Source organism: Larkinella insperata, assembly GCF_026248825.1.
In the GTDB taxonomy this organism is placed as follows: Bacteria; Bacteroidota; Bacteroidia; order Cytophagales; family Spirosomataceae; genus Larkinella; species Larkinella insperata.
Window position 1 is genome coordinate 5,938,203 of the sequence record NZ_CP110973.1, and the last position, 18,725, is coordinate 5,956,927.

The 18,725-nt window shown below is 54.9% G+C and carries 20 protein-coding genes; 10 read left to right on the forward strand and 10 right to left on the reverse strand.

Annotation, left to right across the window (positions count from 1 at the left end):
* Window positions 1–38: 38 nt before the first annotated feature.
* The 9 genes from OQ371_RS23900 (at window position 39) to OQ371_RS23940 (ending at window position 7,617) form a co-directional block, all read left to right on the forward strand.
* Entirely contained in the window at window positions 39–278 is a 240-nt protein-coding gene (locus OQ371_RS23900; protein ID WP_265990901.1) for a 4a-hydroxytetrahydrobiopterin dehydratase, read from the forward strand.
* A gap of 79 nt (window positions 279–357) precedes the next feature.
* Window positions 358–1,023, forward strand: coding sequence for a 16S rRNA (cytidine(1402)-2'-O)-methyltransferase (gene rsmI / locus OQ371_RS23905; protein ID WP_265990903.1), 666 nt, complete (start codon window positions 358–360; stop codon window positions 1,021–1,023).
* Window positions 992–2,236 (forward strand): lipoprotein N-acyltransferase Lnb domain-containing protein, encoded by a 1,245-nt coding sequence (locus OQ371_RS23910; RefSeq protein ID WP_265990904.1) that lies wholly within the window; start codon window positions 992–994, stop codon window positions 2,234–2,236. Before rsmI ends, OQ371_RS23910 begins: the two co-directional genes overlap by 32 nt.
* On the forward strand, window positions 2,223–3,086 hold the full coding sequence (locus OQ371_RS23915) for an inositol monophosphatase family protein (RefSeq protein ID WP_265990906.1): 864 nt from the start codon (window positions 2,223–2,225) through the stop codon (window positions 3,084–3,086). Before OQ371_RS23910 ends, OQ371_RS23915 begins: the two co-directional genes overlap by 14 nt.
* Window positions 3,083–4,066 (forward strand): hypothetical protein, encoded by a 984-nt coding sequence (locus OQ371_RS23920; RefSeq protein ID WP_265990908.1) that lies wholly within the window; start codon window positions 3,083–3,085, stop codon window positions 4,064–4,066. The genes OQ371_RS23915 and OQ371_RS23920 overlap by 4 nt, the downstream gene beginning before the upstream one ends.
* A gap of 4 nt (window positions 4,067–4,070) precedes the next feature.
* Window positions 4,071–4,607 (forward strand): YfiT family bacillithiol transferase, encoded by a 537-nt coding sequence (locus tag OQ371_RS23925; protein ID WP_265990909.1) that lies wholly within the window; start codon window positions 4,071–4,073, stop codon window positions 4,605–4,607.
* Between the two features lie 94 nt (window positions 4,608–4,701).
* Window positions 4,702–4,872 (forward strand): FeoB-associated Cys-rich membrane protein, encoded by a 171-nt coding sequence (locus tag OQ371_RS23930; protein ID WP_265990911.1) that lies wholly within the window; start codon window positions 4,702–4,704, stop codon window positions 4,870–4,872.
* A gap of 34 nt (window positions 4,873–4,906) precedes the next feature.
* Complete coding sequence (locus OQ371_RS23935; RefSeq protein WP_265990913.1) at window positions 4,907–6,322, forward strand: DUF4403 family protein; 1,416 nt, start codon at window positions 4,907–4,909, stop codon at window positions 6,320–6,322.
* 80 nt (window positions 6,323–6,402) lie between these two features.
* Window positions 6,403–7,617, forward strand: a complete 1,215-nt coding sequence (locus tag OQ371_RS23940) for a metallophosphoesterase family protein (RefSeq protein WP_265990914.1) — start codon at window positions 6,403–6,405, stop codon at window positions 7,615–7,617.
* Window positions 7,618–7,683: 66 nt separating this feature from the next.
* Here OQ371_RS23940 and OQ371_RS23945 read toward each other — a convergent pair whose 3' ends face one another.
* Complete coding sequence (locus tag OQ371_RS23945; protein WP_265990916.1) at window positions 7,684–8,316, reverse strand: DNA-3-methyladenine glycosylase family protein; 633 nt, start codon at window positions 8,314–8,316, stop codon at window positions 7,684–7,686.
* A 282-nt stretch (window positions 8,317–8,598) separates the two neighbouring features.
* On the opposite strand from OQ371_RS23945, the gene OQ371_RS23950 reads away from it, so the two are divergent.
* Window positions 8,599–9,579 carry a c-type cytochrome gene (locus OQ371_RS23950; protein WP_265990917.1) on the forward strand — a complete coding sequence of 327 codons (981 nt, stop codon included), beginning with the start codon at window positions 8,599–8,601 and terminating at the stop codon, window positions 9,577–9,579.
* A gap of 22 nt (window positions 9,580–9,601) precedes the next feature.
* Here OQ371_RS23950 and OQ371_RS23955 read toward each other — a convergent pair whose 3' ends face one another.
* The 9 genes from OQ371_RS23955 to OQ371_RS23995 form a co-directional block, all read right to left on the reverse strand.
* Entirely contained in the window at window positions 9,602–9,730 is a 129-nt protein-coding gene (locus tag OQ371_RS23955; protein WP_265990919.1) for a hypothetical protein, read from the reverse strand.
* A 132-nt stretch (window positions 9,731–9,862) separates the two neighbouring features.
* The gene (locus tag OQ371_RS23960) at window positions 9,863–10,558 is read right to left on the reverse strand and encodes a 2OG-Fe(II) oxygenase (RefSeq protein WP_265990920.1); all 696 of its coding nucleotides are present in this window, start codon (window positions 10,556–10,558) and stop codon (window positions 9,863–9,865) included.
* A gap of 75 nt (window positions 10,559–10,633) precedes the next feature.
* Window positions 10,634–11,485 (reverse strand): methylated-DNA--[protein]-cysteine S-methyltransferase, encoded by an 852-nt coding sequence (locus OQ371_RS23965; RefSeq protein ID WP_265990921.1) that lies wholly within the window; start codon window positions 11,483–11,485, stop codon window positions 10,634–10,636.
* 77 nt (window positions 11,486–11,562) lie between these two features.
* Window positions 11,563–12,300, reverse strand: a complete 738-nt coding sequence (locus OQ371_RS23970) for a T9SS type A sorting domain-containing protein (protein ID WP_265990922.1) — start codon at window positions 12,298–12,300, stop codon at window positions 11,563–11,565.
* Window positions 12,301–12,398: 98 nt separating this feature from the next.
* Window positions 12,399–14,312, reverse strand: coding sequence for an acetate--CoA ligase (acs, locus tag OQ371_RS23975; protein ID WP_265990924.1), 1,914 nt, complete (start codon window positions 14,310–14,312; stop codon window positions 12,399–12,401).
* Window positions 14,313–14,439: 127 nt separating this feature from the next.
* Window positions 14,440–14,664, reverse strand: a complete 225-nt coding sequence (locus tag OQ371_RS23980; protein WP_265990926.1) for a DUF6814 family protein — start codon at window positions 14,662–14,664, stop codon at window positions 14,440–14,442.
* 7 nt (window positions 14,665–14,671) lie between these two features.
* Entirely contained in the window at window positions 14,672–16,204 is a 1,533-nt protein-coding gene (locus tag OQ371_RS23985; protein WP_265990928.1) for an MFS transporter, read from the reverse strand.
* Between the two features lie 180 nt (window positions 16,205–16,384).
* Complete coding sequence (locus tag OQ371_RS23990) at window positions 16,385–17,074, reverse strand: carbonic anhydrase (protein ID WP_265990930.1); 690 nt, start codon at window positions 17,072–17,074, stop codon at window positions 16,385–16,387.
* On the reverse strand, window positions 17,040–18,653 hold the full coding sequence (locus OQ371_RS23995; protein ID WP_265990931.1) for a SulP family inorganic anion transporter: 1,614 nt from the start codon (window positions 18,651–18,653) through the stop codon (window positions 17,040–17,042). Before OQ371_RS23995 ends, OQ371_RS23990 begins: the two co-directional genes overlap by 35 nt.
* Window positions 18,654–18,725 lie beyond the last annotated feature (72 nt).

Sequence of the window (18,725 nt, forward strand, 5' to 3'; positions counted from 1 at the left end):
CCACACAAACCGCCGGACCCAACCCCATCTCAACCGTTATGTGGCAGGAACAAAACAACCAGCTCACCCGAACCTTCGAGTTTCGGGACTTCAGCGAAGCCTTCGCGTTCATGACCCGCGTGGCCCTCATCGCCGAAAAAATGGACCATCACCCCACCTGGACCAACACTTACAACAAAGTCTGGTGCCGGCTCAGTACCCACGACGCGGGCGATACAGTCACGGAGAAAGATCGGAAACTGGCGGATGCGATTGACCAGTTGCTGGGTGAAGGATGAACGATGAATCACTAGCCGCACCAGCCAACCGCCGGGCAGCCCCGTCATCCTTTATCACGTCTAATTCATCATTCAACCCATGAAGCTTTACCTCGTACCCACCCCCATCGGCAACCTGGACGATATTACGCTGCGGGCGGTGAATGTGCTGAAGTCGGTGGACGGTATTCTGGCGGAAGATACCCGCACGTCGGGCATCCTGCTGAAACACCTCGAGATCAGCAAACCACTCCACAGTTACCATATTTTTAACGAGCACCAGACTGTTCAGCGCATCATTGCCCAACTGAAAGCGGGCAAAACCCTGGCGCTGGTGTCGGATGCCGGTACGCCCGCCATCTCCGACCCCGGTTTTCTGTTGGTGCGCGAGTGCCTCAAAAACGAGATTCCGGTGGAATGCCTGCCCGGGGCTACGGCTTTTGTGCCCGCGCTGGTCAATTCGGGTCTGCCCGCCGACCGCTTTACGTTTGAGGGGTTTCTGCCCCACAAGAAAGGCCGCCAGACCCGCCTGACCGAACTGGCCGGGGAAGAACGGACCATGATTTTCTACGAATCGCCCCACCGGCTGCTGAAAACCCTGACGCAGTTTGGCGAGGTCTTCGGCCCCGACCGGCCCGCCAGCGTCTCACGCGAGCTCACCAAATTATTTGAAGAAACGGTTCGCGGTTCAATCCAGGAAATAATTGCGTACTTTGCCGAAAAAACGATCAAAGGTGAAATTGTCATTGTTGTTCAGGGCAAATAAAAAAGGACTCGCCCGGGCGGTTTTCCTGCTTCACTGTCTCGTAATCAGTGTCTGTTCTTCCGTCGCCCAAACGCTGTCTCCCCAGGCCAAAATCAGCCTGATCACCATAGCACCGGGCGATGAGGTTTATACGTCGTTCGGGCACACGGCTTTGTGGGTCAGCGATCCGATGTACGGCATCGATAAGGTCTACAACTACGGCACGTTTGCTTCCTACACGGACAATTACTACATAAAATTTCTTCAGGGCACCTTGCCCTACTACGTATCGGTGTATCCGATGCCCAACCAGCTTTATGCGTCGCAGCTGGAAAACCGCAGCGTGAAGGAGCAGATCCTGAACCTGTCGGATGCGCAGAAGCAACGGCTGTATACCATGCTGGAAACCAACGCGCGACCCGAAAACCGGGAATACCGGTACCGGTTCTACTACGACAATTGTGCCACCCGCCCGCGCGACATGCTCGTCAAAGCCTGTGGCGACAGCCTGCGGTTTGTGAACGTGGTTGATTCCACCAAGTCGTACCGCGACTGGATGAACGAATACCTAACCACCCAGCCCTGGGCGCGGATGGGCATGAACCTCGGCATCGGCTACCCAGCCGACAGGACGGCATCGTCCTGGGAGGCCATGTACCTGCCCGACAATGTGTTTGAAGAAGTACAACGCGCCCAGCTCAAAACGCCCCAGGGCCAGGATACCCCCCTGGTCGCCAACAGTCTGTTTCTGTTCCGGGCCGTTACCATCGAAGAAACCAGCGCGTTTCTGTTGTACCTGGTTTCGCCGGATTTCGTCTTTGCCGTCCTGCTGGTGGTGGTTTTCCTGATTACCCGTCGGCAGCAGAAACGGCGGACGCGGGGCTTCTGGCTCGACCGCTGGCTGTTCGGATTCTCGGGCGTCTGGGGCTGGTTGTTGATTTTCCTGTGGTTCTTCACCGACCACGGCGTAACGACCTGGAACCCGGCGGTGCTGTTTCTGATGCCGCTGCACATGCCGCTCATTTTCTGGGTAACGCGCCAGGCCAGCCCGAAAGCCGTCCGTACCTATTTTCTGCTGACGATTGTGGGGCTGGTGGCCTTCTTTTTATACGCCTTTTATCAGGATTACCTCTACGGATTCAACTTTTTTCTGCTGACGTTACTGTACCGCGCGTTTTACCAGTACCGTTTTGCTTCCACCCAAACCGAAAAATTAACGTATGCCAGGTCGTGATCTTCAATTGGTTGAAATTAGTGAGCAGATAACGAAAATTGCCCGGCAGACCGGCGATTTCATCCGGCAGCAAAGCCGTTCGTTCACGCGGGAACAGATTGAGTACAAGGGCTATAACAACCTGGTTTCGTACGTCGACAAGGAAGCCGAAAAACAACTCGTTGAGGCTCTGCACAACCTGCTGCCAGAAGTCGGTTTCATCACGGAGGAAGGTACAACGGGCCAGATTGCCGACCGCTCAGCCCTGAACTGGATCATTGACCCGCTCGACGGTACGGCCAACTTCATGCACAAACTGCCCGTTTTTTCGGTCAGCATTGGTCTGGCCGAAGGCAAAACGCCGATTGCCGGGGTGGTGTACGACATCATGCGCGACGAGTGTTTTCACGCCAGCGCGGGCGGGGGTGCCTGGTGTACGGGTTCCAGCGGAACTGCCGAACGCATCCGGGTTTCGCCCGCTACGCAGCTTCAGGAAAGCATGGTGGCCACGGGCTTTCCGTACGCGAGCATGGACCGTATCGAACGGTATCTGGCTATTCTGGCGTCGCTCATGCTGCGTACCCACGGCCTGCGCCGGATGGGTTCGGCGGCCATCGACCTGTCGTACGTAGCCTGCGGACGGTTTGAAGCGTATTATGAATTCAACCTCAACTGCTGGGACATGGCCGCCGGGGTGCTGCTGGTGCGCGAAGCGGGCGGTATTGTAACCGACTTCAACGGCGGGGACGACTTCCTGTTCCGGGGCGACATCCTGGCCGGTTGCGGCATGCAGCCCGAATTGCTGGCCATTATCGAACAGTACTGGAACAACGAAGGCCCGCTGCCGATACCGCCACCGGTCATTTCATGATCCCGATTGTTTTTATCCATTCCGGTTACAATGCTTACCTGGAGTACAGCCTGCGCCAGAGTCGGCTTTCCAATCCGGAATCGACGGTTTTTCTTCTGGGCGACGATGCCAACCAGCACCGGTTCCCGTTTGTCGCCCACGTTTCAATTACCACCTTAAATTCGGCAAAGTCCGCGGATTTCAGGCACCATTACGTCCACCTATCGACCAACCCCGAGTGGTATGAACTGATCTGTTTCATGCGCTGGTTTTACCTGCTGACGTTCATGGAACAACGGCGGCTGGACGAGGTGTTTGTGGCCGATTCGGATATCATGCTGTACAAGAACCTGGATCAGTACGCGGCCTGGAAAAACCGGTCGCCGAACCAGCAGTCAGCCTTTTGCATTGCCGAAAGTGAGCCGATGGGGCCGTTTAGCTGGATCGCTTCGGCCCATTCGTCGTTCTGGACCCGGCCGGGCATTGCCGATTTTTGTGAATATCTTCTGGAGATGTATCAAATCCCGGAACGGCGGGCACGGCTGGAAGAAAAGTGGCAGGTTCACCAGGAAACCGGCTCAATGGGCGGAGTGTCCGACATGGCGCTGCTCTATCTCTACGAGGCCGACCGCAGGGGCCGGGTGATCAACCTGCTGCAACCATCCGGTGCCTCCGGCCAGCCGCTGCGGGAAGTGTTCGATGTAAACATCGGTATTCCCGACAATCAGGTTGACGGCGAATTTGAGTTGGGGCCCCGTTCGCTTAAAAAAGTCCGCTGGGAGCCGCCGAATTACGTCGCGTATAACCGGGTTCTGGGCGAAAATTGTATCTTTAACACCCTCCATTTTCAGGGCCTGAGCAAACGGTATATGCACCGGTACTACCAGGGAACCGATCTGCGGCTTCACCAGTTGGGCCAGGAAGCGAGCTATACCCTTTCGCCTTTGCTGAAACCGTTATACCGCCTGAAGGATGGGTTAAAACGTACTTTAAACCACTAACCTGATGCACGATCTGCAACCGCTTCAATACCCGATTGGCCCCTTTACAGCCGCGGCCAGCTATACACTCGAACAGACAAAGGAACACCTTGCCGCCATCGCCGTCTTTCCGCACAACCTGACCGAACTGGTGGGTAAGTGGGGCGACGACCGGCTCGATACGCCTTACCGGCCCGGCGGCTGGACGGTCCGGCAGCTGGTCCACCACGTAGCCGACAGCCACATGAATGCCTATATCCGGACCAAGCTGGCCCTGACGGAATCCGTGCCGACCGTGAAACCTTACGACGAAAACGCCTGGTCTCAACTGCCGGACTACACCCTTTCGGTTGCGCCCTCGCTGGTTATCCTGAGCAACATGCACCAGCGCTGGGTAACCGTCCTGGACGCCCTGACGGAAGAGCAGTTTCAGCGGCCTTATTTTCACCCGGAAAGTCAGAAACAGGTACCCCTTGCCGAAGCCCTGGCCAATTACGCCTGGCACGGCGAACACCATTACCAGCACATCTACCAGCTCGCCCTCCGGAACCAATGGGTCTAATTAAAAGTTAAAAATGAAAAGTTAAAAGTAATGGCTCCGCCGGAGGAATGCGCCAGCCTGTTTTTAACTTTTCATTTTTAATTGTTAACTTTTTATGGTTCAGGAACTGATTATTGGACTGCTCTTTGTTGCCGCGCTGGCGTATCTGGGCTGGCGCACCTGGAAGAGTCTGTTTCGAAAAAAAGCCGGTTGTGAGAAGGGATGCGGTTGCGCCACGGATGCAAAAGCAGCGTCGGCCAACAAATCAGGGCGGTTACCAGTTTAATTGAAATGGTAACACTATTCCTGTCCCAACCAACATGCGAGAAGAGAGTGAGCAAAACCGTCTCCCTTATTTTCTGATCTGTACCGCCTTTTTTGCCTTCATGCTGGCGGGTGTATTTGCCTGTAAACGGGTGGATCCTAAACCACCTTCTGCCCAGAATTTTGACGACTCCCTGACGGCCGATAGTTCCTACGTCAGCGCGCCCATCCTATTTGAAATTTCCGAACTCGAAGAAAAAATTAACCGGGCGCTTGGCGTCGTCCTGGTCCAGAACGCAACGATCAAAAACGGTATTGCCCGCCCCCTGAACCTGCGCATCGAGCGTTCGGGTCCCATTCGGCTGGCGTTCGACGGACAGCGGCTGGCCTTTAGCGCATCGCTTCGCATCTGGCTGAGCAACCCGTTCCGGCTTAGTGTGCAAGACACCTCCGACCGCGTATACAGCGCCCTCCATGTCCAGTTTCGCAGCCCGCTGGTGGTGCGCGACGACTGGCGTATGCAGACCAACGTCGAACTGGAAAATTACCGCTGGATTACCGAACCCCAAATTCGGATGCTGGGAATTAAGGTTCCGGTGACCAACCTGGCCGACCAGATTCTGCAAAAGCGCGAAAACGGCATCGAGAACGCCATCGACCGGGCCATTTTCAACGAACTTCGGCTCGACCGCGAAGTGACCAAGATCTGGCAGAGCATCCAGAAACCGTTGTTGATCAATCGCAACTTTCAGGAGGTCTGGCTACGGCCCAAACCGTTTGCCGTGCTGGTAGGACCGATTCGTGGCAACCCGACAGAACTCGTGATTCCGATGCGTATTAAGCTCAAAATGGAATCGCTGTTTGGCCCCAAGCCCACTTACGCCCTGAATTTGCCACTGCCCCGGCTCCAGAAAGTGGCTTCGCTCCCTATGAATTCCCACGTCAGCCTGCTGAGCCGCGTGCCTTACAGCCAGCTTAGTACGGTTCTGAACGCCTACGTTTCCGGCGCCAAACTCGACGTGATCAATCATTTGATCAACGTTAAAAAAATCAGCGTGTACGGGGGTGAACACGCCCTGATTGTGCAAGCTGACATCAAGGGGGCGCTTGGCGGTACGTTGTATTTCCGGGGACGGCCCACCTTTGATACCGTCCGGAAGGAGCTGGTGATGCAAAACCTCGACTATGATATTCAAACGGAACAATCCCTGGCGAAGGTGGCCGACTGGATGCTGCACGACACCCTGAAAGACACGCTGCAATCGACCCTGCGCGTGCCGCTGGAAGAGCATTTTACGCTGCTACCGAACAAAATTGAATCCGCTTTTGCGCGGGCGAAAGTGGGCAAAAAAGCACGCATTGATATTCCCAAGTTTCAGTTAAGTCCCAAAGCCATTGCCGTCCGGCCCGACGGTTTGCAGATTTTGCTGCACGCCGACGCAGCCATGAAATTGGAAGTGGTTAAATTGTAGCGCATTCGTTTAATCCGAAACCGCGATTCAGAGAATGATTTGAACTCATTCCATCTTTCGCGCTTTCGCCCTTCGTGTTGATGAAAACAGAAAAAAGAGAACCGGAGCAGTACGTCGATTTAGGCCATTCCGAGCTGGAAAACCACCTCAAAACACAGGCCGCCCTGTACGAAAAACGGCTCAAGGAAGGAACGGCCGCCAATAAGGTAGCCGCGTTTTTTGCCACCAACCTCCTAGGCTTTGCCTACCATTACCTCAAAAGCCGGTTTGGTCCCAAGGCCGCCTATCAGTTTTACCCCAGCAACGGCGACGACGGTATTTACCCCATGCACACTTACAGTGATACCGTGACCCTGGCGCTGGTATCCGATTGGGCCACCGACACGCGGGAATCCGACCAGATCGGTTATCTGATCCGCGATCACGATCCGGACTATACGATCCACCTCGGCGATGTGTACTTCGTCGGCACACCCGAGGAAATCGCGACCAACTTCACCGATCCGGACGCGTCGTGGCACTTTGGCAAGCACGGTAGCCTGGCCCTGTCGGGCAACCACGAGATGTACTCCAACGGAACGGCTTTTTTCAAGAAGCTCCTGCCCGCCATGAAAATCCGGAAAGGCCCTCAGATAGCCACGCAGCAGGCGGGTTTCTTTTGCCTGGAAAATGAACACTGGCGGATTATTGGCCTCGATACAGGTTACAACTCAACCAACCGGCCCTTGCTGGAAGTGCTGTTCAAACCCGACTGCAACCTGCGCGATGAGCACCTTAACTGGCTGACGGAAGTTGTAAAGCTAAACGACCCGAACGACAAACGCGGCATTATTTTTCTGAGTCATCACCCCTATTTTTCGTCCTTCCGCGATGATCACCCGGTGGTGGGGCGGCAATTGAAAAAGGCGTTTGGGGCAGCCGAACGGCCGGTTTTGTGGTTCTGGGGGCACGAACACCGGCTTTCTTTTTACAACAAATACGGCTTTTCGGACGGCATTCAGGCCTGGGGGCGCTGCGTGGGCCACGGCGGGATGCCCGTCGAAACCAACCCACCCGACCGCGGCCACTTGGGACAACTGCTGTTCTACGACCAGCGGATTCGCGAGCGCATTCGCCGTCGGGACGTGGGTTACAACGGTTTTGCCCTGCTTTCGATCCAGGGACCGGCCATCGACATCAAGTATATTGACCAGAACAACCACACCGTTATCGCCGAACGCTGGACCGTAGACCCGATGGGTACACTGTCCTCGGAAATCCTGGAAGTACACCCGGAAGTGACGAAATATGAATGACAAGTGAAGAGTGAAAAAGTGAAAAGTTATGGGTGACGATTTTTGGGCTATACCCTAACTCATCATTCATAACGCTTCCCTCGTGCCTCCCCCGGGCTTCCAGCGCCACAGATAGCGGGAGGCCAGGGAGCGATGGGGGCGCCAGGCTCCGGCGATTTCGTGCAGCCGTTTGTAGAGCGGCCGCCCGGTTTCGGTCAGCCCGTAGGCCAAAACCATCTTCTGGCGAATCACCAGATCGTCGATCGGAAAAACGTCGGGGCGGTCCAGCACAAACATCAGCAGCATTTCGACCGTCCAGCGGCCTACGCCCTTGATCGGCAGCAGGTACTGCACAATTTCCTCATCGGTCATGGGGTCCAGGTGGGCGTTGGTCATCGGGTTTTGCAGCGCAAATTCGGCCACACTTTGCAGATACCGCCCCTTCTGCCCCGAAAGCCCGGCCGTGCGCAGTTCCTCGGGCGTTTTGGCCAGGAGTTGTTCCGGATGCGGATAGCCGTCGGGAAACAACGCCAGAAAACGAGCGAAGATGGAGTCGGCGGCTTTTACGGAAATTTGCTGGGAAACAATGCTCTCCAGCAGCGCCAGGTAAATCCGGTTTCTGGCCGGATCTTCGACATATTCAAAGGCAATTTTAGGCGCGGGCGTAGACTCAATAATCTGTTTCAGGATCGCGTCCTTGGAGAGGTGCTGAATTGGCATGGGCAACGTTCTGGCTGTTCATTCGTCTCACCTAAAGATCGGCAGGAATACGCATTTCTGCACGCTTTCGCTTTTATAATTCCCTCCCCTATTTCAGCAAAAACGAGTTCCCTTTTTCATTTCCCAAATTTGACACTTCATAGCAAAGTTGTTACGCTTCAACGAGTTGCGAATTGAATTCATGAATGAAAGGATGACATTTTTGTTTCAGTTGGGCTACCTAACCGCCCGGCCACCAAGTCTGTAACACGTATCCACACCATCATTCTACACAACTCATTCATGAAAAAAGTCCTGAAAATTATCGGCTTTGGGCTGGGCGGCCTTGTGCTTTTGCTGGCCGGATTCTGCGCTTACGTCGTCGCCGTGGGTGTACCCACCTACGACCCTCCTACGATTCCCGAAGTGACGGTTGAACGAACGCCGGCCCGCGTTGCCCGTGGGGAGGTAATCGCCCAGATTCAGTGCATGGCCTGCCACGCCGACAGCGAAAACCGGCTGACGGGCAAGCACTTGGCCGAAGCACCCTCTCTTTTTGGCAAACTCTATTCGAAAAACATTACGCAGGACCAGGAAAAAGGAATCGGTAGCTGGACCGACGGCGAACTGATGTACTTCCTGCGCACCGGCGTTCGGCGCGATGGCACGTATGCCCCCATTATGCCGCAGTACCCAAACATGGCCGACGAAGACCTCAAGTCGGTGGTTGCCTGGCTGCGGTCCGATCGTTTCCCGGTACAACCCACCAGGCAGGAAGCGCCCCCAACCGAACTGAGCTTCGTGTCGCTGTTGCTGACCCATACGCTGATGAAACCGCTTGCCTATTCGCCCGAACCGATCGCCCTGCCCGACAGCACCGATCCGGTGGCACTGGGCCGCTACACCGCCGACGCCATTGGCGACTGTTACGGTTGTCATTCCGGCGACATGATCGACCAAAGCAAAACGCACCCGGAAAAAAGTAAGGGCTATTACGGCGGTGGCATCGAAATGAAAGACGAAGCCGGAAAAACCGTGGTAACCGCCAACCTGACGTTTGATGAGCAGACCGGCATTGCCAAAAAATACACAAAAGAGCAGTTTATCCGGGTCGTCAAGCTCGGCGTCCGGCCCGATGGCTCGATTTTGAGGCAGCCCATGTTTCCACGCCCCATGCTGTCGGACCATGAAGCAGGTGCTATTTACGAGTACCTGAAAACCGTTCCGAAAATCCACCACGACATCGCAAAAAAGAGCGCCGACGTGCAACTGGCGGAAAGATGACAAACGGGTAGCCCGGCGGCTTTCAAACCGGCAGTCGGGTGACCCAAAACGCCTGCCGGTATTTTTCCCGCAAACAATGGGCGCAGGGCCAGAATCCGAGCAGAACGGCTTCCTGCTCGAATTGAAAAAAGACCCGGTTTTTCCGCAGCATCCGTTTCCCGGACCCACAGGGTGCCGTAGAGTTGCCAGGCTGCATGGCCACCCCACACCAGGGTTCCGGTTTTCATCAGCCGGAAAAGCGCCCTCTTTCCTGAATCATCATCGGGAAAATCGGTGTGCCGAATCACTGCGCGTCGTGAAAAATGATGCCAAGGGTGTAGCGGGTTCCGGAATGAACGGTACTGACACCGTGTTTCATCGCGACCCGGAAATAGCCTTTCGTTCCCTTCTGTGGCCGAAACTGCGTCGTGAAGATCAGCACATCGCCCTGCCCGGGCGTCAATACCGTGGCTTTCGACTGCGCCCGGGGAACCTGCTCCGTCAAGACAAACTCCCCGCCCGTATAATCAATACCCGGTTTGTTCAGGAAAACAACGGCCTGCAAGGGAAAATAGACCTCACCGTACAAATCCTGGTGCAGCGTGTTGTAACCACCGACACCGTACCTTAGCAACAACGGCGTAGCCAGTAGCTGGCCGTTCTCCCGGCATGTTTGTAAAAAGTCCGCGTGTGTAGCCGGGTACGTTATGGCACGGTTCAGGTTTTTCATCCATTGATTGGCCACTGGGTGAAGCTCCTCGTACAAGCCGGTGCGCAGCGTTTGCAGGAAACCGGGCAAGGGATAATTAAAGTACTTGTATTCGCCTTGACCAAAGCGGTAACGCTCCATCGAAATCGTTTTCTGGAAATGCCGGGGTTCAGCATACAGCGCCATGAGCTGCTGACACGCGGCCCGGTCCACCAGCCCGTTGAGCTGGGCAAATCCACGCTCGACGAGCGAGGCCCGCACGGCTTTCCAATCCAGTTGATCGGTGTTCATACGGTTCTATTGAGAAGATATAAGGGGAGAGATAGGGAGCGAGTTGGCCAACTCCTTCCCTTTGGCCGTGGTGGATCAATGCTCCCGGCAGGCCGCTTCCCAGCCGAGCAGGGCCACTTTCCGGGTTGCTCCCCAGCGGTAATTACCAAATAATCCGGTTTTTCGGATCACGCGGTGGCAGGGAATCAGGTATCCCACCGGATTGGACCCGATGGCCGTTCCCACCGCCCGCGACGCCGAGGGCATTCCGATGGCCGCGGCAATCTGGTCGTAGCTCACCACCTGCCCCTCGGGAATCCGCAGCAGGGCTTCCCAGACTTTCAATTGAAACGGTGACGCCTTTACGGCAATCCGCAACGGCTGGCGGGCGGTCCGGGTAAAAATCTGGTGGGCCAGCGGCCGGAGCGAATCAGCATCCCGGATTAGCCGGGCGTCGGACCAGTCGGTGGCAAAACGGGCCGTCATGCGGGCTTGATCGGTGGCTTCCGCTTCGTCCAGAAATTCAAGTTTGCAAATTTTATCGCCGATAGCCCCCAATAGATACGGACCAAACGGACTTTCGAAAACCGCGTATTGGATCGTGACGCCCCCGCCCCCCTGCTTAAACTGGCCCGGGGTCATGCCTTCAAGTACCACAAACAGATCGTGAAGCCGTCCCGTGCTGGAGAGTCCGGCTCCGTCGGCAACCTCGGCCAGCGTCAGGCCACGGCGTAGCCGCTCCTTGGCAAAGGCGAGGGTCAGATACTGCAAAAACTTCTTGGGGCTTACCCCCGCCCAGTCGGAAAACAACCGCTGGAAATGGTATTCGCTCAGGTTGGCGCGATCGGCCACCTCGGCCAGCGATGGTTGTTGCCGGAAGTTTTCGGTTAGAAATTCAATCGACCGGGCAATTTGCTGGTAGGTAGGATGGGTTTCCGTTGCGTTCATGGCTTTTGTCGTTTGCATGGAACAAAGGTACCCCGCGCAACCCGCTCCAAAAACCCGATTCTTGCGCTGTTTCCCGGTTATTGTTTAACAAACCGTCGGGTGTACACCTGATGCTCACTGCGGAACCGGATGAGGTAGATGCCCTGAGCCAGCGTCGACACATCCAACTCGTGCTGCTTTCCGGATTCCAGCTGCCGGGTTTGCAGCGTCTGGCCCGCGGTTGTGACGACCTGGACTGATATAGTCGACTGAGGAAGCGCGGGGACGCTGACAGTCAGCAGCTTATCCACGACCGGACTGGGGTAAATCTTGGCCATATCCGGCCGGCTTTTACCCAGAATGTTGTCCAGTTCGCTGTAAAACCGGTTTTTGGTCATCTCCTTATCCGACGCGGTAATGCGGCCCGTAATGCTCTTGTTCTCCTGCAATACATACGTTCCGCAGCCGTTCAGCAAATAATCGCCGTTCCGCTCATTCTCGTAGTAGGCGTTCTCAATCCGTTGCAGAATCAGCACCAGCTTATCGCCTTTTTTAAAGCCATGGGTGTACAACCGGCACATAAACCCCGGGTCGCCCCAGACGCGGAGTACCGATTTCTCTTCGCTTCCGTTCAGGACCTCCAAGACTTTTACATCCATGCCGTGTGCTTCGTGGTCGCGAACCTCCGCCCGCACCATCAGCGTACCGGGTGTCCAGGCGGCTTTTTCGGCGATGGTCAGAAAAGCACCGCCATCCGTGCAGCTACAGGCTCGGGCACTGGTAGCCCCGCCCAGCCATCCAATCATCAGTAGTCCAATCAGTAGTCCTCGTAACATAAAAAATACGTTTTTTGATAGGACTCCTGGAAGAGCGGATTCGTTGGAATGAGTCAATAAAAACAAACCCCCAGCGTGCAGTCCGGGGGTTTGTTTTGTTATTTCACGCCGATCAGGGCGCCATTTTTAATCTCTTCCACGACCGACGGATCGAGCAGCGTCGAGGTGTCGCCCAGGTTGGAAGTTTCGCCCTCGGCAATTTTGCGCAGAATCCGACGCATGATCTTTCCGGAACGGGTTTTGGGCAAGCCGCTGACAAACTGAATCTTATCGGGTTTGGCAATCGGCCCAATAATCCGGCTGACGGTGGCCAGAATGTCACGCTTCATCAGATCGCCGTCTTCGTGCGTAACCGTGCTTTCGGCAATCACGTAGGCGTAAATGCCCTGGCCTTTGATGTCGTGCGGATAACCCACTACTGCGCTCTCGACCACGCCCGTGTGCATGTTGATGGCGTTTTCAACTTCGGCGGTTCCGATCCGGTGGCCCGATACGTTCAGAACGTCGTCGACCCGGCCCGTGATGCGGTAATACCCGTCTTCGTCGCGCAGACAGCCATCACCCGTGAAATACAGGTTCTTGTAGGTACTGAAATACGTTTGACGGCACCGTTCGTGGTCGCCGTAGGTCGTGCGGATGATGCCCGGCCACGGGAATTTAATGCACAGGTTTCCGCTCACGCCATTGCCCTCGATTTCCTGCCCGTTTTCGTCCACCAATACCGGCTGAACACCCGGCAAAGGCAGCGTTGCGTACGTCGGTTTGGTTTTCGTTAGACCGGCAATCGGTGAAATCAGAATACCGCCCGTTTCGGTCTGCCACCAGGTGTCAACAATCGGACAACGGTTTTTTCCAATGTGATCGTCGTACCAGTGCCAGGCTTCTTCGTTGATCGGCTCACCCACCGAACCCAGCACTTTCAGCGAACTCAGGTCGTGGTTTTCCACTTTTTCCAGGCCGAAGCTCATCAGCGAGCGGATGGCCGTCGGGGCGGTGTATAGAATATCTACCTTGTATTTATCGACAATATCCCAGAACCGTCCGCAATCCGGCCAGGTCGGAACACCCTCAAACAACAGGCTGGTCGCTCCGCAGGCCAGCGGTCCGTAAACGATGTAGCTGTGACCGGTAATCCAGCCGATGTCAGCCGTACAGAAATGGACCTGACCCGGTTCGTACTGAAATACGTTCTGGAACGTGTAAGCGGCATAAATCATGTACCCTCCGCAGGTGTGCACCACGCCCTTGGGCTTGCCCGTCGAGCCGGAGGTGTACAGGATGAAGAGCATGTCTTCGGAATCCATTTCTTCGGCGGGGCACTCGGCCGTCACCAGCTTCAGTTCCTGCTCCATCCACACATCCCGGCCCTTGATCATCGAAACCGGTGTGCGCGTCCGCGTCAGGACAATCACCTTTTCCACGCTCGGACACTGCACGAGGGCGTCATCGACGGTTTCCTTCATCGGAATTTCCTTGTTGCCCCGGTAAGCGCCATCGGACGTGATGACCAGGCGGCACTGGGCGTCGTTGATCCGGTCGGCGATGGAACGGGCCGAAAAACCGCCAAACACGACCGAGTGAATGGCTCCAATGCGGGCGCAGGCCAGCACCGCAATCGCCAGTTCAGGAACCATCGGCAGGTAAATACAAACCCGGTCGCCTTTGCCAACACCGTTGCGTTTGAGCACATTGGCCATCCGGCAAACCTGATCGTGCAGCATGCGATAGGTGAGCGTAACCCCGGCTTCGTTCGGGTCGTTGGGCTCCCAGATGATGGCGGGTTGATCCCCCCGCTCGGCCAGATGCCGGTCGAGGCAATTCTCGGTGATATTCAGTTTGCCACCGGCAAACCACTGAACGTTGGGTTCTTCAAAATTCCACTGGAGGGTTTTCTTCCACGGCTTGCGCCACTGAAAATTCTGGGCAATTTCGGCCCAAAAGCCTTCGGGGTCCTCAACACTATAGCGGTAGGCCTCCTGATATTCGTCAAAGGTTCGGATTCGAAAATTCATTGTATTGAGAAACTATAGTTCAGGCCGCTAAACTACGATTATTTGTTTTATACCGTATTTTTTTGGACGGAAAACGGCCAAAAACAACGGAAAACGGTAACTCCCGCAGAACTAACGAACCTTTTTCTTAGTCATTTTTGTCGTATTCTCCCTGCCAAGCATACCGGCCAAACAAGGCCAGTCCGATGGTGATCGGCAGGAAGATGACAACAATCACGAGCCAGAAAACATAGTCTTCCGCCGTGGCAGTTGCCGACGTAAGTCGCCGAATGGTTTCATAGGGCAATCCAAGCGTCAGGGCAATTCCGGCCAGCATCCAGAGCAGACCGAGTGTTTTTTTCAGTGCGTTCATGTCCGGCTTAGTCTTCTACGGTTTTATACTGTTTTTTGTCAATGTACAGGGCGCCAATTACCAGGCAAACCGCGGCAATCCCGATTGGGTACCAAAGCCCCTGTAAATACGCATCGATTGAACCCGTTTTCTTCGCCGTTTCCACCAGACTCGTCGCAATAAACGGTGTCAGCCCGCCAAAAACCCCGTTGCCGATGTGGTAGGGCAGCGACATAGACGTGTACCGAATCCGGGCCGGAAATAATTCTACCAGAAAAGCCGCAATCGGGCCGTAGACCATCGTTACGTACAGAACCTGCGCCAGAACCAGAACCGTCATGAGCCAGAAGGCTTCATTGCCCAACGTCACTTCCTTGACTACGGCGGTCGATGCCGAACCGGCCTGGGGCTGGATTTCCCGGTACACCGTTCCGTCGTCGAAGTAACGGACGGTTGAGTTGGTGGTTTTGAATTCGCTGGTTCCCTCGATGCGTTCCTGCTTGGTTTCGATGCTCCGGCGGAAGGTTAATTCGAATTTCTGCTCGGGATCGGCCAGGCTGTACATGGCGCGGTAAATCGGCCGGTAGGTCAGGACGCCCAGAAACATTCCGGCCAGCATGATGTTCCGGCGGCCGATTTTGTCGGACAACCCGCCGAAAATCACGAAAAATGGGGTGGCGACCAGCAGCGCCAGAGCAATGATGTAGTTCGACTGAGCGAACTCGACGTTACAGATTTTCTGAATAAATGACAGCGCGTAGAATTGACCGGTGTACCAGATCACCCCCTGCCCCGCCGTGGCCCCGAACAGGGCCAGCAACACCATTTTCAGGTTGGCTTTTCTGCCGAAACTTTCCTTCAGAGGATTGGTCGAAATCTTGCCTTCTTCCTTAATTTTTTGAAAAATAGGTGACTCCGACATGCGCAGCCGGATGTAAATGGAAACCCCGACCAGAAAAGCCGATAACAGAAACGGCACCCGCCAGCCCCAGGTATTAAAAACGTCGGTTCCCAGCGTCTGCCGGGTTAGCAGAATCACGCCCAGCGAAACGAATAACCCCAGCGTGGCCGTCGTCTGGATGAAACTCGTGAAGTAGCCCCGTTTGCCGTCGGGCGAATGCTCGGCGACGTAGGTAGCGGCCCCGCCGTATTCACCACCCAGCGCCAGCCCCTGAACCAGCCGGAGCAACAACACCAGGGCCGGTGCCAGCATCCCGATGGATTCGTAGCCCGGCACGCAGCCAATCAGAAAGGTTGAGCCCCCCATCAGCACGAGCGTGAGCAGAAAGGTATATTTCCGGCCCACCAGATCGCCCAGCCGACCGAACACCAGCGCTCCGAACGGCCGCACAATGAAACCGGCGGCAAACGTAGCCAGTGTCGATAAAAACCCGGCGGTGGGATTGTCTTTGGGGAAAAACTGAGCGGAAAGAATGGTGGCTAAACTGCCAAAAATGTAAAAGTCGTACCATTCAATGAGGGTTCCGACGGAAGAAGCGGTGATAACCCGCCAGACACCGTTGGCTTCGGTGGTGGCGCGTGACACGGGTTTGGTAGTCATGTACTGTATAGGGTTTTGGAATACGCCATAAAAAAGCAACATAAACGGCTTTTTTCCTACACCCTTGAAGAATGAAGAGTCAAGAATGAAGAGTTAGGAGTTGGCTGGCGCTGCGCGCTAACCGCCAGGCGGCCTCGTTGTACCCCCTTAACTCCTAACTCTTCATTCTTAACTCTTCACTCATTTTTCCGTCAACAGCCGGATGTCGGTGGTCAGGGCTCTCGACAGCCCGTCTTCAGCTCCCAGTTCCTTCACCAGATCGACAGCGGCCTGGTCTTCCGACGATAAGTCGACAATCTTTTTCAGTTGCCCGTTGTGCATATTGAATACCCAGCCGTGAATCCAGAGCTCCTGCTTGCGGTTCCAGGCTTCCTGGATAATTGAGGTATGGCCCAGGTTGTATACCTGCTCCCGGGTGCTGAGTTCTACCAGGCGGTTGAAACGATCGTGTTCGTCGGGGATGGCCTTCAGCTCCGGCGCATATTTCTGCTTGACGATCTGGATATTTTGCAACCAGTTGTCAATCAGGCCGTATCGCTTGTCGAGCAGGGCGGCCTTGACCCCACCGCACTCGTAGTGTCCGCAGACAATGATGTGCCGGACTTTCAGCACTTCAACCGCATACTGCAGAACGCTCAGCAGGTTCAGGTCCGAGGAAATGACCTGATTGGCGATATTCCGGTGAACAAACATCTCGCCCGGCATGGTACCCGTAATTTCTTCGGCCGACACCCGGCTGTCGGAACAGCCGATCCAAAGAAACTGCGGTTTTTGATCGGCCGCCAGGTCCTCGAAATAATGTTCGTTCAGTTCCAGCTTGTCAAGCGCCCAGGCTTTATTCGCTAATAACATCTTCTCGTGTGCGTGCATGGCGTAGGCTCCTTTTTTTTAATGATACATTTTTCAGCTCATACTTAATACCCTGCGAATGAGCAGTTTCCCGGAAATCCTGCAAAATATTGTAAATATCGTGATCAATAAACGACGCGTACGTCCCATCGACCAGTACCTGATCCCCCGGCTGCAAATCACGCAGGGTCTGCTTCAGTTGCGGTTTGACCAGAAAATACAAGTCTTTCTGGAATTTGATCAGCACCTTATTGCCATCCCGTACCACGCGGAAAGCCGCCTGGAAGTTGGTAAACAGCACAAACAGAATACCGACCACCAGACCGATGCCGATCCCGATCAGCAAATCCGTGAACACAATGCCAAGAACGGTGACAATAAACGGGATAAACTGGTATACCCCTTCGTTATAGGTTTTTTTAAAAATTTCCGGTTTGGCCAGCTTATAGCCCACGGTAATCAGCAGAGCCGCCAGACACGATAGCGGAATCAGGTTCAGCAGCGGAGCACCCAGAAACACCGCCACCAGCAGAAACAGGCCGTGCGTAATGGATGAAACCCTTGTTTTGCTACCCCCGTACACGTTGGCCGATGTCCGGACGATCACCGAGGTAACGGGCAGCCCACCAATCAACCCCGAAATCATGTTGCCAATGCCCTGCGCCACCATTTCCTGATCGGGCGACGAAACGCGTTTTTGCGGATCCAGTTTGTCGGCAGCCTCCAGATTCAGCAGGGTTTCCAGGCTGGCCACAATGGCGATGGTGATGGCCGTAACGTACACTTTCGGATTTGTTAAGGCCCCAAAATCCGGAAAGTAGAAAACGGAGAAAATCCCTTTGTCCGGCTCGATCTTCGGAATCTGCACCATGTGCTGATGAGCCGACGTACCCAGGTACCAGTCCGGTTTAATAACCCGAAAAAGCTCATTCAGGCCGATGCCTAAAAGTACGACGACCAGCGCACCGGGAAAGTTCTTGAAAAAGGCAATCCCTTTCTTCGATCCTTTCTCCCAGAAAAACAGGAGCAGAAAGGATGCCAGACTGATGATGACCGCGCCGGTGCTGGCGGTAACCACAGCCCGGTAAATCTCCGAGAGGGTGTTCTCCCCATCGGCCAGTTGCTGAAACTCAAACTCGCCCTCAAAATCATTATCACGCCCCAGCGCGTGCGGAATCTGCTTTAGAATAATCACCAGACCAATGGCAACCAGGAGACCGCGGATAACGCTGTCGGGAAAATATCCGCTAAATTTACCTGCCTTTAACAGACCCAGCACAAACTGAATGATACCGGCCATAATCACCGCCGTTAGAAACACTTCAAACGCACCCAGGTTGTTGATACTGTCGGCCACGATCACGGCCAGACCCGCAGCCGGTCCGCTCACACTGACATCTGAACCTGATAACAACCCAATTACCAAACCACCGATCATGCCCGCGACTAGTCCGGAGAATAACGGCGCACCCGACGCCAGCGCGATGCCCAGGCAAAGTGGCAAAGCAACCAAAAAAACGGATAAACCCGCTGGCAAATCGGATCGAAAGGTTGCTAGGGAATACTTTGATAGCGTCTTTAGGGGACTAAAGATTTCCATAGAAAAATTAAATTAAAGAAGTAAAACTTTGTGTGATAGGAGTAAATCAAATTTACAACTGCAAAATCGGGA

Coding starts and splice junctions, on each gene's coding strand:
- OQ371_RS23965 (WP_265990921.1), bottom strand. CDS start 11,485: ATGAACGCAACGGAAACCCATCCTACCTACCAGCAAATTGCCCGGTCG.
- OQ371_RS23980 (WP_265990926.1), bottom strand. CDS start 14,664: ATGAACGCACTGAAAAAAACACTCGGTCTGCTCTGGATGCTGGCCGGA.
- OQ371_RS23915 (WP_265990906.1), top strand. CDS start 2,223: ATGCCAGGTCGTGATCTTCAATTGGTTGAAATTAGTGAGCAGATAACG.
- OQ371_RS23960 (WP_265990920.1), bottom strand. CDS start 10,558: ATGAACACCGATCAACTGGATTGGAAAGCCGTGCGGGCCTCGCTCGTC.
- OQ371_RS23990 (WP_265990930.1), bottom strand. CDS start 17,074: ATGCACGCACACGAGAAGATGTTATTAGCGAATAAAGCCTGGGCGCTT.
- OQ371_RS23995 (WP_265990931.1), bottom strand. CDS start 18,653: ATGGAAATCTTTAGTCCCCTAAAGACGCTATCAAAGTATTCCCTAGCA.
- OQ371_RS23935 (WP_265990913.1), top strand. CDS start 4,907: ATGCGAGAAGAGAGTGAGCAAAACCGTCTCCCTTATTTTCTGATCTGT.
- OQ371_RS23945 (WP_265990916.1), bottom strand. CDS start 8,316: ATGCCAATTCAGCACCTCTCCAAGGACGCGATCCTGAAACAGATTATT.
- acs (WP_265990924.1), bottom strand. CDS start 14,312: ATGAATTTTCGAATCCGAACCTTTGACGAATATCAGGAGGCCTACCGC.
- OQ371_RS23950 (WP_265990917.1), top strand. CDS start 8,599: ATGAAAAAAGTCCTGAAAATTATCGGCTTTGGGCTGGGCGGCCTTGTG.
- OQ371_RS23925 (WP_265990909.1), top strand. CDS start 4,071: ATGCACGATCTGCAACCGCTTCAATACCCGATTGGCCCCTTTACAGCC.
- rsmI (WP_265990903.1), top strand. CDS start 358: ATGAAGCTTTACCTCGTACCCACCCCCATCGGCAACCTGGACGATATT.
- OQ371_RS23940 (WP_265990914.1), top strand. CDS start 6,403: ATGAAAACAGAAAAAAGAGAACCGGAGCAGTACGTCGATTTAGGCCAT.
- OQ371_RS23955 (WP_265990919.1), bottom strand. CDS start 9,730: ATGCTGCGGAAAAACCGGGTCTTTTTTCAATTCGAGCAGGAAGCCGTT.
- OQ371_RS23920 (WP_265990908.1), top strand. CDS start 3,083: ATGATCCCGATTGTTTTTATCCATTCCGGTTACAATGCTTACCTGGAG.
- OQ371_RS23970 (WP_265990922.1), bottom strand. CDS start 12,300: ATGTTACGAGGACTACTGATTGGACTACTGATGATTGGATGGCTGGGC.
- OQ371_RS23930 (WP_265990911.1), top strand. CDS start 4,702: ATGGTTCAGGAACTGATTATTGGACTGCTCTTTGTTGCCGCGCTGGCG.
- OQ371_RS23900 (WP_265990901.1), top strand. CDS start 39: ATGTGGCAGGAACAAAACAACCAGCTCACCCGAACCTTCGAGTTTCGG.
- OQ371_RS23985 (WP_265990928.1), bottom strand. CDS start 16,204: ATGACTACCAAACCCGTGTCACGCGCCACCACCGAAGCCAACGGTGTC.